Here is a 14,536-nt window from a genome sequence, read left to right as displayed (position 1 = left end):
TTATCTATCAACAGTCAGACAATATCATAAAATTTCATGAGTCTATCGAAACCTTTACTGAACCGACCTCAACCCAAAACTGATGAAAGTTTATCGGGTTACTTCTTACGATTGACCGAATCTAATTTTTATGAGTCCTGTCGATGGATTTTTGATTTAGCAAAGATTTCTCAACACCAATATAATGCCAATCTACTTGAACCTCAAAAAAACGACTTTTTCACCCTCTCGGAATTAACGGGGGTTGCTGAAGAAAAATTATGGTCGATGACATTTTTAGCCTCTCAACAGGATGGATCAGATAATTCTATTAAACTGTTTAATCATTCTCTTCCCGGCTATTTTATTCACAAAAAAACGACAAAAATTTGTCCGATTTGCTTGCAAGAATCCCCTTATCGCCGAAAAATATGGGATATATCGTTAGTAACAACTTGTCCAATTCATCGCTGTCTTTTAGTTGACAAGTGTTGCCAATGTGGGAAATTCCTCAATTGGTCACAATCTTCGGTAGTTCGGTGCAAATGCGAACAAGATTGGCGACAAGTGACTCCTATTTTTGTAGAAACTTCCGAGGTAATTTTATCTAAAATTATTTATTTTTCATCGGAATTTAATCAGACCAACTCATTTTTTGACGCGAATAATCCTTTGCGAACAATACACTTGGAAAATTTGTTAAAAGCTGTAATTTTTATAGCCGGACAGTTATCTAATACTTGCGATACAACGGGAAAATTTATTGGAGTAATGAAGCCGAACTCGAAGATTCATTCGGTTCTTTATCAAGCTTTGCAAAAGTTTGACCATTGGCCTGAAAATTTTTTTGCTTTTCTGGATTGGCGTAAAAATCAAGAATTGCCCTCGCCCAGATCTATTGGGATTAACAAGGATTTTGGTAGTTTTTATCGCAAGCTTTACACCGATTTTCCCAAACCAACTTATTCTTTTTTACACGAAGCGTTTGAAACTTATCTCACACAAAATTGGGATGGGGGATACTTAAATGTTAAGTTAAGTCGTTTACATGAATCTATTTGTGAACATAGAAATTTTATCCCGGCGACGGAAGCGGCTAAACAGCTTGGAACCTCGGAAGCTTCTATTGTACGGTTAGTTCAATTGGGAAAACTAGAAGGAACAACCAAAACAATGGGAAAGCGAATGATGACTTTGGTAAAAATAGGAAGTTTAGCATCTTATCAAAAGAAGCAAGAAAAAGCATTAAAAACGACAGAAGTTGCCAATTTTTTAGGGATTGGAAATCGGACGGTAGTTGATTTGGTGGCTTATTCTTGTATTCAAGCGTTGAGGGGGCCGTCAATAGATGGTTACAGCAGATGGTTAATTGAGTCGGAAAGTCCTGAGATTTTAATTAAAAATCTGGATGCAGCAGTTGAAGTTGGGTTTCATGGGGAAGGTGAAATTATTTCTTTTTCAATAGCCGTCAGAAAGTTATCGGGACTTCAATATACAACGGGTAAGTTTACCCGTCTAATTCTTGATGGACTCATTCAACCTTGTGGGAAACGGATGGGAACGGGGTTAGAGCAATATTCTTTTAGAAAAGAGGATATTGAGGGTTTAATTCGGCAGTCAGTTCAAGCGGATAAGGCGACTTTTCTAACGGTTAGGGATGTTGCTCAACGGCTCGGTATAAAGCAGGAAGTGGCGGCTTTTTGGATGGATAAAGGGTTGATTCCTTGCGAATATCAAACTCCAGGAAAATCTCGGCGTCATCGTCAGGTTAAAACCGATGAAATTGAAGAATTTCGGAATAAATATGTTACGGCAATACAGTTATCACAAGAACTGGGAACGTCTCCTCGAAAATTAACTCAAATGTTAATGAAACAAAATATTATACCCGTGACGGGTCACTGTATTGATGGGGGAAGACAATATTTATTTAAAAGAGATGACATCAAAATAGATGAGCTTCAATTTGTTTCGGAAAACATTTGAAAGTAAATTGCCTTTAGGTTGTCGTCTAAAGCGTCAAACTCAATTAAGAAGTTGGTTAAGGGTTGATATAAATAGTAGTAAATACTAAGTTTGATTTGTTCCTCTTTTAAAAGGTACTTATTTATAAACTTTGACATTTCAATTGGACTTTCAATGAGATGCCAGGATAGAACTTCTGGCAGGGTTAAATATTGTAGATAAAATTTTTGAGGAGTTCTTATCCAGGATAAATTCATAAACTTTTGCTGCAAACTGGTTTCAATAGTTTCTGTAAAACCGTTTTGAGTTGAAGAAGTGGGATAACATACCGAAGGAAAGTGTCGAACAATTTTTCCCAGATCCGGATAGGGATCAAATTCTAAATTGGCGTGGAAATATAAATCTTGAAGCCACTTTAAGAATGAAGTCAGGTGTTGGGGATAGCAATCTAAAACTTGATAGACTCTTGTAAAAATGGCGTGGAGTTTATCGTTGGATTCGGCGGCGATAAATTTTGATAACAATTCTTTTCGACTTTCTCTATATTTGGGAGAGTTAGAATCACGAAATTTTTCGGGACGAATAAATAATTTTGATTCGAGAAAAAACGATGCTACCCCCATGATGATTTCACAGAAATCCGAAAGTTTGTTAATTGATGAAAGGGGATGGTTTCCGTCGAAACCGCCAGAATCAAATATTTCTGTTTGATGATGGTAAATTCGGTAAGCGAGACTCGATAAAGCGACTTCATCTTGATCGAGATGCTGAATTGGAGAGTCAGCCAGGTTAAATTGACAAGAACTACAATGCAGTATCGATTTTCTTGGCCATGTTAATTTTTGATGACACTGGGGACAGGAATCAATTAAGATGGAATTATGTTTTGGACAAGCTGTTGCGGGAATCAAATGCCAGAACTTCCGAAAGTATGCCGCTTCTGCCAGACAAGCCGGACAGATTTTACCCGTTGCTTTTTTCACGAAGTTTGAAGGAATAGAGTGACCCGATATCTGAATTTTCAGGTTTTTACCTCTAGGTTTCGACTCCACGAAAAGCATTTTCTTCAATAGAACTTCACCAAGATTCGTAAGCTGACTGAGGGTGTGAAGGTCGTCTTTTGATTCTAATGTATTTTGTTGATAAAGTTTGCTATCACTTAACTCTGCACAACTCAGTATCCATTTGGGGTTGTCGTAATAGTTTCTCTCGCTGAGGCGCAGAATATAACTCACCAGTGTTTCATCTGGATAAGGAGAAGGTCTAAAAAGTAGAGGTTGACTAGATGACATAATTTGCGGTGAAATTGACCCGGAATATTTGAAAACATTAAGAGACTTTCGCCAGTCAATTGTTGAATGAGATTATAGCCTCCCTGACCGGATTAGAACCCCCGTCTGTTTGATGAATCATCTCCGATTGCTACAATACATCAGAGGCTTTTTTTCTTCCCAATCTTCGGTTAATTCTATTGTTGGTTGCGGATACAGAGCTTTCTGATTCATCAGAATTATTTGGAAGATCTTCGATAGAAAAATTATCTGTAATAAAGGGATTTTTCTTGTCTTTAAAAACCCCTCTTAAATTCTCTTCAAAAGCTGCGGCTAAAGTCTCTAGCTGGAGTTGAGTCTGATTTTGTCTTAAACTCATTTTTAGGGCTTCTTTTAAAAGAGACATAATATGAGACATATTCCCCTCGGTTGCGTAGAAAAGACGCATTGCCATTCTTTCATTTAATAAATCCAGTGTATCTTCTAAAGGAAACTTTTCCTCTATAATACTCAGCAGCATCCGAAACTCCTCTCCATCTTTGTCTTTTCCTTTTGGGGAAAACCAAGAGAAATTTCGGAGATGAACTTGCTTTTTAAAGCGGCGACAGAGTTGAGCATTTACTTCCGGATCTAAAACCTGTCTCGCCGTTGGTAAACCCAAAGCAACAACAGGAGTATTGGTTTCTGATATGATTTCCTTCAGCCAGTCGGCTATCGTTTTCAACAATTTTCTATTCTCTCGATCAATTAAATGATTCAGTTCATCTAAAATGATCAGTTCAACCTCGCAATCTTTAATATACTTACAGATTCTTGTCGTCATCTTATCTCGCGTTCCCTTTTCATGGGCGGGATCTCCCAAAGCTTTTAGTAGTTTACCTGCCGTACCCAAGATGGTTCCACAAGCTGAAATTCCCGCCGAGACAATATATATTTTTGTTCCTTCATCCGTTATCTTTCTAGTATATTTTTCTTGTTGCTCATAAGCCTTCCTCAGAGTTGTTTTCCCCGCTCCGGTTTCTCCGGAGATAAATAGACAATCCGGCTCAACAGATTTATCGAGTTGAAGTTGGTGACAGTCCTGTATTTCCCTAATAATTTTCTTATAGGTCGGATGCTCAATTCGGTAATGTCGAAAAAAATTATATTTTTCCTCAAAGCTCATATTTTTTAAGCTTTTTTTAAAATCTTCTCGCTCAACTTGTCTGCGCTTTTTTTGTTCAAGTTGTCTGTGTTTCTCTGCCTCACCCAATGCTGTCATATTCATCTCCTGTTAACAATAATCTTATCCTTTTTAATTCTTTTTTTAAGAACCGCCCATCAACTCCTGTTAAATTTATTTGGAAAACTTTTAAGTTCTTAATACTTGTCGGAATAAACAGATTGAGATGATGTTTCTCTAATCCATTTTATCTGAAAATTTTTACTTTTGTCAGCAATTTTACTCGGGTTGCTGTTTCAGCAGTTCACTCAGTCATAATTGGTACTCCATTCGGATAAGTCCGGTTCCCATTCCTCAATTTTAACGGTGATATCTTGAGTTTCTACTACTTTATTATTCTCTGTTACAGGTGACTCCTCCGAGTTGGATTTTTTCCCCTTCCGCTTGGATGAACTGCGTTTCTTCGACTTAGATTTGGATTGGGGTTTGGGAGATGAGGAAGGAGGTATTTTTGGATTCGGAATTTCCGAGGGTTCCGAGTCTATTGTTGCTTCCACAAGATTGTCGGGTAATTGAGCCGAATTGGGATGAGTAATTTGGTATTCTACAATCTTTTGATCTGTGTTTTCCGCATTTTTGTTGGGTGAACTTTTAAAGCCGCTTCCAACATTAGACAAACCCGCCATTGCATCAGATTGTACAAACATTTTTTCAAAGCTTCCTGACTTGGCGTTTGAGAAATTATCTTCTTTTCCTTTCTCTTGTTGCACAAAAGCTTCGACTTCTTTAATGTTGTAATCGATCAACCCGACTTGGTTCCATCTTGCCATTTGGGTACGAGTTCGGTGGCGTTTAGAGTTGTTCCACTCTTGCTCTACAATTTTCTGAATTTTCTTTTTCGCTATACTTAAAGCAACTAGATCTACTTTTTCGGTTTCCTGGGCTGCATACTTCTTAATAGCCTTATGTTGCCACAGAGATAATCCTTGAGTGTAGTCTTGGCTAACCGCAGGAATAGAAACATAATTCTGCCCTTCGGGATCGAAAACGTACACACAAGAAATATCACCCGGATCGTACTTAACTTTAGCTTTTTCTCGATTATTTGTTCCATTTTGTCTCCGTCTATCCCTTTTCTCATAAAGTGTACGCAAGCGAGTCAGTTCGGGAGATTTGTAATATAAACCTTCAAATTCAATTCCATTTTTAGAAATTACTCGATGCGTCACTGCTCCCAGTAAAATTCTTAAATCTTGCATCTTTGTTGGCATTGCTGGTGGAAACTCAGTAATGGCAGCTTTCCAAACCTCGGAGCGGGGTGTCTTGAAATTGGTATGGGAAGCTTGACTGACGATATCAATGATAAAGATATGAATCATTTCGTGAAGCGCATCCAGAGAGACTACAGCTTCTTTATAGGGATCGTATTGATCGTCATACATTTTTAAATTTTTGAGGAAACTACCCGGCTGACCTTGAAGAAGCTGTGTATTTATTGTCTTAAAATGACGCTCGATTGAACCTTTATACCAGGGAACTTTAGGGGGAGTCTGGCTAATATGAAAATTAAGCTGTTTGGCAGCATCTTCTAATTGAGTACCCGTATAACAACCGGCATTATCTACCCGAATCATCTCCATTAAACCATAAGTATCCCATGTATTTGAAACATTTGGGTATTGCTCTGACACATAATTTTTAGGACGAATTGCGTGATTGAGACAGCGCATTACTGATAGCCCGCTTTCCGGATCAAAGCTTAAGTCATAGCCGCAAGGAATTTGAGTATATTTATCAATGACGGTGACTAAATTGGGACGACCAATTGGTAATCGAGTTTCGGAGTCAACAACATAAAAAGGAAGGGGTGTATGATCAATTTCTACGATTTGTAAAGGACGTTGAGGGCGAATGGGTTCTTTTCCTGACATATCATACATTCGGTCTGCTGTCCTTTTTCCATATCGCCCAACAGCCTCTTCGTAGGGATCAATTTGAGAGTAAATTCGATAAATTGTTGATTCGTGTGGTATTTTTAGAGGTTTTAGCGTCCCGATTTGAGAGCGCCTATAATTTTCTTGTGTAATTCGATATCTAATCTCCGAGACTGCATCGGCTATTGTCGGTTTGGTTTTGGACAAGTATAACTCGTCTTTAACTTCATTAATGATTTGATAAATTTCGTCAGGAAGCCTGGACTTTCGATTCCCCTTAGCTTGAGTTTTGGAAACCAAGCTCCGAATATCATATCCTCCCTCTTCGTATCTTTTAATCCATCGATAAAGTGAATACCATCCCGGAGGGCTGTTATCCGATATTTCTTGAGAAACTTCTTCGATAATCGGCTTCAATGTCTCAGGAGTTAAATTTTGTATGTCTTTTTCTAAGAAGCGTTCAACATATTTTAATCTTTTGCTTGCTTCTTGTTTTAGCCGAGGATCTATCTCCGAGAAATCGGCATTTGACCAGTCATTATTTTTGTTCGTATCGGCATTATCCGGCGGTTCAAACTGTATTCTTTCTTTAACTAATAATTCGAGTAATATGCTCTCTTTAATACTTGATAATTCTTCAGTGATCGCATCTAAGATTTGAAACTCTTCAGAATTTAATCGTTTTTTGATGCAAAACTGTTTGCCGTCCAACCAAAAGTTTAGTCCCCTGCGAAAACGAACCTGTGCCATGTTTTTATCCCCTAGCAAAATCTGTATTTCTAGCTTCAAAATGAATTAAGCTCTGAGAGTTGATGGGTTTTTCTAAATTCGTCTTTAGAAATCCAGAGTAAATCCACCGAAATAGAAAACTTCTTGTAATCCCTTTGGATCTTAACTCCCGTTCGGCTTGCTCTATAGTAATTTGTCCGGCAAGTTTTTGAAAGTATTCTTGGCAATCTATTAAGTTTTGCAATGAAAATTCAACGCCAGAATATCTGTGCAGTAACTTAACATTATTTAATTGAGGTTGAACCCGAATCATTGTTTCTGTCACCACAACAAATTCCCAACCTTTCTCACGGAATATAGGGGCGACGAAATGAAAGATGCGTTGATTTCTCTCTGAATTAACTTTATTCTCCGGCTTGACTTCCACAACTTGTATCTGATTTTTACGTTCTACATAAAAATCTGGTGTATATTTCAACTTCCGTCTTTTTCCGCCTTCAATAATTGTGTACTGAAGTTGAAATGGCTGACTCGCAAAGGCTACAACATCAGGATCTATTTCCAAAAGATAGATGTAGTCCAGTTCCAGAAGAGACTCGTACCAAACGATTTGACCCATCTTGCGACTGGAAAATTTGCCAATATTCTTCCGAGTTCCGGTATTTGTGATCTTTCGGGCTGGCACGTTCATCGGACTGCGACCTAACTGACGTTGGGACTAGGTTTCTATATCCTAGTCCCAATAGCCCTAAATTAGCAAGACCGCGACCCGCCCCTGCTATCCCTGCGATTATGTGCAAAAAATTAGCACTTTATGCGCGAAGATTAGCAGCTTATGTGCGAAGATTAGCAGCTTATGCGCGAACCAACAACAATTAAATATCTAAATCAACCAGATTTAAACGAGGTGCATTGGTTTCGATAAACTCCCGACGGGGTGCAACTCTGTCCCCCATTAATACAGTAAAAACGTTATCGGCTTGGGCTGCATCTTCCACTTCTACTTGCTTGATCATCCGAGTTTCTGGGTTCATTGTTGTATTCCAAAGTTGTTCAGGCATCATTTCACCCAAACCCTTAAACCGTTGGATATTGTAGTTGGCATTAGACGGAAACTCAGCCAAACGTTCCTGCAATTCTCGATCATTATAACAGTAATAATGATTGCGTCCTCGTTCGACTTTATAGAGGGGAGGACAAGCAATATAAATGAAACCTTGTTCGACTAATTCTCGTTGATAGCGGTAGAAAAACGTTAACAACAATGTCCGAATGTGAGCGCCGTCAACGTCTGCGTCTGTCATAATAATAATCTTATGATAACGCAATTGAGATGAATCAAAATCTTCGCCTCTGATTCCCAATCCTAACGCTGTAATCAGGGATTGAATTTCATTGTTTTTATAGATTTTGGAATCATCTGTTTTCTCAATATTCAGAATTTTTCCGCGTAGGGGTAAAATTGCCTGGGTTCGGCGATCGCGTCCTTGTTTTGCACTTCCACCCGCACTATCTCCCTCTACTAAAAAGATTTCCGATTCGGCAGGAATTCGGGTACTACAATCAGCCAATTTACCGGGTAGGGGTGAAGATTCTAACACCGACTTCCGACGAACCAAATCTCGCGCACGACGAGCGGCTTCTGCGGCTTTAAAAGCTTGAATTGCTTTTTCTAAAACCGCATCGGCAATATGGGGATGAAAGTCGAGATATTCTGTTAAAACTTCCCCGACTAACGAATCAACAATTCCGCGAACTTCTGTATTACCTAACTTTGTTTTGGTTTGTCCTTCAAATTCTGGGTCAGGAACTTTCACAGAAATAACCGCCGTTAACCCTTCCCGTACATTCTCACCGCCTAAATTTGACTCATTTTCTTTGAGTTTATTTCGCTTGCGGGCAAAGTTATTCATCGTGCGGGTTAAGACTGCTTTCAACCCTTCTAAATGGGTTCCCCCGTCTATCGTCCGAATATTATTAGCAAAGCCTAAAATGTTATCACTATAAGCATCTACACACCACTGCAACGCGACTTCAATCTGCACATTATTTCGCTCTCCCGACACATAGATAACATCTTCATGTAGAGGTTGCTTTTCGCGGTTCATGTAGGCAATATATTCTCGAATTCCACCTTCATAACAAAAGCTTTCTGTTTTCGCTTCTTCGAGTTGAATTAGGTCTAAACGATTGTCTGTTAAAGTAATTCTAACGCCTGCATTCAAATAGGCTAATTCTCGTAAACGATTCGCGATAGTCGCATAGTCAAACTCAATTCCAGTGGTAAATATGGTTGTATCGGGTAAGAACTGTACCGAAGTCCCCGTCTGTTTTCCTTGACTGGGTTTGGACTGAAGTTCGTCAACGGGAACCCCTCGTTGGTAGCGTTGAGTATACTGGGTTTCATCCCGCAAAACTTGCACTTCTACCCATTCAGACAGCGCATTCACAACGGAGACACCTACCCCATGCAAACCGCCTGAAACTTTGTAACCGCCTCCACCAAATTTTCCCCCGGCGTGGAGAACCGTCATAACGGTTTCTAGGGCTGATTTTCCGGTTTTGGAATGAACATCAACGGGAATACCCCGACCATCATCAGTGACGGTTACTGAACCATCTGCATTAAAATCAACTTCAATATGGGTACAATGGCCGGCGAGCGCCTCATCAATGGAGTTATCTACAACTTCATATACTAAATGATGAAGTCCGCGTGGCCCGGTAGAACCAATGTACATCCCTGGACGTTTGCGGACGGCTTCTAGACCTTCAAGAACCTGTATTTGATCGGCGCTATAACTGCTGGTCATCTGATCACTGCTCCAATTAGGGGTCTAATGTCCCCAGGACTCCAAAAATGACAAATCTCTCCAAAATTGTAGCACAAAAGGGTTAGAAACGATTACAGGCTGAACTGAAGCCCTATTTCAATCTAGGTTGAACCCCTTTATCATGGAGACTAGGGAAGGGATGTTTAATTTTTTAAAAGGACTTATGACGATTATTGTGATCTGTGGCGCAACTGCAACGGGAAAGTCAGGACTGGCGATCGCTTTAGCGCAACGGTTAAACACAGTGATTCTCAGTGCTGATTCGCGTCAGGTGTATCGAGAGTTTGATATTGGCACGGCTAAACCGACGCTTGATGAACAGCAACAGGTTCCCCATTTTCTGCTCGATATTTGCGATCCGACAGAGACTCTCACTTTAGCAGATTACCAGGAAAAGGCTCAAGCTTTGATTGCTGTTCCTCCGGTGTCTATTTCTCCTTCTCCTCTGTTGTTGCTAGTCGGGGGAACGGGGCTGTATATTAAAGCGATTGTACGCGGAATGAAGATTCCTCGGGTTGCGCCTTGTCCTCCGTTGCGATCGCAGTTTCAAGCCTTGGGTCAGGTTCAATGTTATGCAATGCTACAACAAGTTGATCCGGTGGCGGCACAAAAGATTCATCCGAATGATCAGTTTCGCACCCAAAGAGCGTTAGAGGTTTATTATATTACGGGTTGTGCTATTTCTCAACAGCAGGGTGAAGATCCTCCAGATTATCCGATTTTACAAATTGGGTTGACTTTGGATCGCGCGCGCCTAACTCAACGCATTCAACACCGCACTCAAAAAATGATTGAGGATGGATGGCTTGAAGAAGTACAAACACTTCTGAAAAAATATGGTCAAGATTTGCCACTATTAAAAACTTTGGGTTATCACGAAATTCAACAATATCTCACGGGAAGTTGTTCGTTAGATGATGCGATCGCTGCGACGGTTTTGCATACTCGTCAATTTGCCAAACGACAAAAAACGTGGTTTCGATCAGTTCCTGAGATTGAATGGTTTGATGCAGAAAAACCAGATTTATTAGAACAAGTTTGGCAACGGATTCAATCGTTTATCTAATTTTTTCATCAAGTTTTTTTGAATTATTACGTTTTGGGGAATTTATTGTTAATATAAATTTTCGTTAATTTTCTTGATTCTCTTAACAACAACAGAGAAACAATTTGGTGCTAGAATAGTATGAGAAGGGGTTTTCCGGAATCCACAGACACCAGGTTGAAGATCAAGGCAGAATAACTTGGGGAATCAACATCCGTTTCTCCAGGCTGCACGAAATTCCTGGGACGATATGAGTTGTGGGTGTTGAATGATTAGTCTTTTCAAGCACGATACGGGGAGAATCGAAATGAGAAATACAGGACTAGCGTATCTACTGTGGTGTAGCTGGTTTTTAGGGTTAGGTGGTGTTCACCGCATCTATTCCGGGAATTATTTTACCGGACTGGTGTGGCTATTTACGTTCGGTTTTTTTGGGGTAGGTCAAGTTGTTGATTTATTTCTCATTCCCGGAATGGTTGAACGGAAGAATCTAAAATATCAACTTTATCAACGAGAAAATAGTCAAAATCCAATTACTCACGAAGTTATTGTTAATCTAACAGAAAGTCAAAAATATAGCCAGGAAGCGATTCCGACAGTCGAGAAAAAGTCTGATATTTATACGATTTTAAAACTCGCTAAAGATAGTCCTCAAGGGATTTCAGTTGCAGATTGTGTGATTGCAACAGATAAACCCATTCCTGAAATTAAGCAATTATTGAACGATTTGTATAAAGAAGGTTTGCTTCATATTGATAACCATGAAGAAACAGGAACGATCATTTATCGGATTGTTTAATAGAAAACCGTTGTGATCGTGAAGATGGATGATTACAATCACGGGTTACGGTTAACTTTTTAATCACCTTGAGGATATTCATCCCATAATTCGGTGATTTGACGTAAACTCTGAAATTCTCCCTGACCTAAAATCAGATGATCTAAAATCGGAATCGATAAAACTTGGGCGCCGGCTAAGAGTTGACGAGTGAGGGTAATATCTTCAGGACTCGGTTCAACATTTCCCGAAGGGTGATTATGAGAAATAATCATCCGTGTCGCCCCATATTTGATCACTTCTCGAAAAATTTCCCGAGGATGGGCTAAAGTCTCAGTAGCGGTACCAATTGTAATAACTTTTGTTCCCAGTAAACGGTTTTTTACATCTAATAATAATACCGCAAATCGTTCTTGAGTTTGCCACATTAAATCCTGGCTTAAAGCATCGGCTGCGGCTTGGGGTGTTTCGATAATTGCTTTTTCAGAAGGACGGAGTTGGAAGACTCGTTTTCCGAGTTCTATTGCTGCGATAATGGTTGTGGCTTTAGCTGGCCCAATTCCATGAATTTGAGTGAGTTCTTGTACAGTAATATGTCGCAGAATTGATAACGGATCATGCTGATTTTGGCTGAGTTGATTGAGTAAAAATTGTCCTAAACCCACGGCTGATAATTTTCCTTTTCCCTGTCCGGTGTTGAGTAAAATTGCAATTAATTCTGCATTGGAAAGGGCTGGCGAACCATGGGCGATCATCCGTTCTCGGGGTCGTTCATCGGAGGGTAAATCAGCAATTCTCAGGCTATAGGTCATACTCGATGCTCTCACAACAAGGATTAAATTAAATATAACCCGAGTTTTTTGAAAATCAATGAATATTTTCCATATCAATATTTTCTGATTTTACAAAACAAACCTGTTTATAAATATCCGTAAAATTACCGATGTTCTAAACATTGAACTTGATCTTCTTTGTGAATCACTCCCGTATTTTGAGGGATCATATTCTGCCCAAACATCACACCTCCGGTTTGTCGCCGAAAAGTTGCTAAAGTTTTCAAGGGTTCTTTAAGTTCGTCTCGTTTTCCTGTGAATTGGTCTGTTGTCGTAACAATACAGCGATCGCAAGGTTTAACCACATCAAAATAAACCTCACCAATTTTAATCAGTTTCCAGTCATCTTCAACAAAAGCAACGTCAGATTCAATCACAATATTCGGACGAAATCGAATCATCGGAATCTCAGAAACATCAATTAAATTATTCTCTATAATTTTGCGATTCAATTCCTCTAAAGAAGCCGTATTGGTGAGTAAAAAAGGATAACCATCTGCAAAGCTAACCTGATCTTCAGATCGCTGTGCATAATTGGGATTAATCGGTCTAAGTTGTTGAGGAGATTGTCGCACCAATCGACAAGGTTGAATCGGAGATAATTTCAAAGCAGTTTGCAGCCAATTTGCCACTTCATCACCTTGATCAATAGCAATAGTATTATCCCGCCAAATCTTAACAGCCAGAGTATTTCCCGTTAACTGAGGTTCAAAACTAAAAGGTTCTAGGGGTTCATCTTGAACAGATAAAGAAATAACTTTTCCCGAAAGTTTAACCTGAATTTTTGCCATCTGAGGATAGTCTCGCTGCGTCATAAATTGCTGACGGTGATCAACAATCATCAATTCTCGATCCCAAACAAATCCTTTTGGCGTGACTTCCGCTTGTTCGAGTGCAATTCTCTGACAAGACTTAATCGGATGAATAAAAATACCCGTAACCTTCATTGCGAAAATCTCTCCTCTGAACCGATAAAAAAGACTAATGAGTTTGACGCACGCGGTGACTGAAACCAACCCACAAACCGAAAAGCCCTCGTTCAGGCAATAGTAGTATATAGGAGGTGATATTACACTGGATTGGTTATATTAGTAAACGACAGAGATTGTAAATCTCGTAAAAATTTGATTGGGGTATATAGTATGACGAAATCTCTATTTTTCCGGAGTTTGTTGGCGACAACAACAACCGTTGCAATCAGTGCAATGGCTTCGAGTGGTTATGCGGTTAGTCTCGTTCCTGACTCTGAGGGGGAAATTAATGTCGGTTTAGATTGTTTAGATGCCGCTCAGTGTATTCTGCCAGAGTCTCTCTCTTTTGTCGAGAGTATTCTGTCTGAGACAGATGAAACTACAAGTTCTACAAGTCGTCTGTTCATTGATGATTTGAACACTGAGAACGTTTATGGGGATGATATTAGCTTTTCAACAACAGATGCGGGAACTATACCTGCTGATGTTTGGTTTCGTCCAGTCGCTTATTTGGAAGCAACAGATTCTTATCCCGAAGAAGGTCAACTCGAAGTCGGGACTTACACCTTTGAATTTGGTACACTGTTAGAAGAATTGACAATTGAATATTTCGATGCAGAGTCCGAAAATACTACGGGTGTTGTCGCCCTCAATGGTAATCCTTTAGCTTCTCCAGATTGGGTACCTGATGGATCAAATGGTAACGTTTTTACTCAAACTTTTACAGATGTTAGTTCTCTAACGCTGAAGTTGGGGTTATTTGACCCGGAAGGAATGATGGTTAAAAAACCTGGAGATGGTGTCCGCTTTCGGTTAGCCGCAACCCCCGCAGCAACTGTTCCTGAACCCACTACAATTAGTGGTTTAGCAGTGCTAGGTTTGGCTTTAGCGGGTTCTAAACTTCGGAAGCGTCATTAGGCTTAAAACGGTACGTAAATCAGCCAATATTCAACAAAATTTCTGCACTACTCTGGGATGGAGTGTGACTAGATTTTGATTCAAACCCAAAAGATGGATAGAAAGTAAAACGATTAG

Annotated in this window: 11 protein-coding genes; 4 read left to right on the top strand and 7 right to left on the bottom strand. The window is 39.6% G+C overall.

Annotated features, from left to right (window positions below):
• The first annotated feature begins 36 nt into the window (after positions 1 to 36).
• A complete protein-coding gene (locus tag L8106_RS12825; RefSeq protein ID WP_009784738.1) occupies positions 37 to 1,965 on the top strand; it encodes a TniQ family protein in 1,929 nt (642 codons plus the stop codon).
• Here the strand turns inward: L8106_RS12825 and L8106_RS12820 are convergent.
• The 5 genes from L8106_RS12820 to gyrB form a co-directional block, all read right to left on the bottom strand.
• Positions 1,941 to 3,236, bottom strand: coding sequence for a TniQ family protein (locus L8106_RS12820; protein ID WP_009784737.1), 1,296 nt, complete (start codon positions 3,234 to 3,236; stop codon positions 1,941 to 1,943). The two genes, L8106_RS12825 and L8106_RS12820, sit on opposite strands and share 25 nt — an antisense overlap.
• A gap of 130 nt (positions 3,237 to 3,366) precedes the next feature.
• A complete protein-coding gene (locus tag L8106_RS12815) occupies positions 3,367 to 4,476 on the bottom strand; it encodes an ATP-binding protein (protein WP_009784736.1) in 1,110 nt (369 codons plus the stop codon).
• A 209-nt stretch (positions 4,477 to 4,685) separates the two neighbouring features.
• On the bottom strand, positions 4,686 to 7,061 hold the full coding sequence (locus L8106_RS12810) for a Mu transposase C-terminal domain-containing protein (protein WP_009784735.1): 2,376 nt from the start codon (positions 7,059 to 7,061) through the stop codon (positions 4,686 to 4,688).
• A 4-nt stretch (positions 7,062 to 7,065) separates the two neighbouring features.
• Positions 7,066 to 7,731 (bottom strand): TnsA endonuclease N-terminal domain-containing protein, encoded by a 666-nt coding sequence (locus tag L8106_RS12805; protein WP_009784734.1) that lies wholly within the window; start codon positions 7,729 to 7,731, stop codon positions 7,066 to 7,068.
• Between the two features lie 184 nt (positions 7,732 to 7,915).
• Positions 7,916 to 9,853, bottom strand: coding sequence for a DNA topoisomerase (ATP-hydrolyzing) subunit B (gyrB, locus tag L8106_RS12800; RefSeq protein WP_009784733.1), 1,938 nt, complete (start codon positions 9,851 to 9,853; stop codon positions 7,916 to 7,918).
• Between the two features lie 184 nt (positions 9,854 to 10,037).
• Between gyrB and miaA the strand changes: the two genes are divergently transcribed.
• Positions 10,038 to 10,940 (top strand): tRNA (adenosine(37)-N6)-dimethylallyltransferase MiaA, encoded by a 903-nt coding sequence (gene miaA / locus L8106_RS12795; RefSeq protein WP_039896212.1) that lies wholly within the window; start codon positions 10,038 to 10,040, stop codon positions 10,938 to 10,940.
• A 286-nt stretch (positions 10,941 to 11,226) separates the two neighbouring features.
• Complete coding sequence (locus L8106_RS12790) at positions 11,227 to 11,718, top strand: NINE protein (RefSeq protein ID WP_009784731.1); 492 nt, start codon at positions 11,227 to 11,229, stop codon at positions 11,716 to 11,718.
• Between the two features lie 59 nt (positions 11,719 to 11,777).
• Here the strand turns inward: L8106_RS12790 and radC are convergent, their stop codons facing one another.
• Positions 11,778 to 12,509, bottom strand: a complete 732-nt coding sequence (gene radC / locus L8106_RS12785) for a DNA repair protein RadC (RefSeq protein WP_009784730.1) — start codon at positions 12,507 to 12,509, stop codon at positions 11,778 to 11,780.
• 125 nt (positions 12,510 to 12,634) lie between these two features.
• Complete coding sequence (locus tag L8106_RS12780) at positions 12,635 to 13,477, bottom strand: MOSC domain-containing protein (protein WP_009784729.1); 843 nt, start codon at positions 13,475 to 13,477, stop codon at positions 12,635 to 12,637.
• Between the two features lie 195 nt (positions 13,478 to 13,672).
• Here L8106_RS12780 and L8106_RS12775 point away from each other — a divergent pair, with 195 nt between their 5' ends.
• A complete protein-coding gene (locus L8106_RS12775) occupies positions 13,673 to 14,419 on the top strand; it encodes an LEVG family PEP-CTERM protein (RefSeq protein ID WP_009784728.1) in 747 nt (248 codons plus the stop codon).
• The last annotated feature ends 117 nt before the right edge of the window (positions 14,420 to 14,536 follow it).

The organism is Lyngbya sp. PCC 8106 (assembly GCF_000169095.1).
Classification (GTDB): domain Bacteria; phylum Cyanobacteriota; class Cyanobacteriia; order Cyanobacteriales; family Microcoleaceae; genus Capilliphycus.
This window is presented reverse-complemented; position numbering and strand designations above follow the sequence as displayed.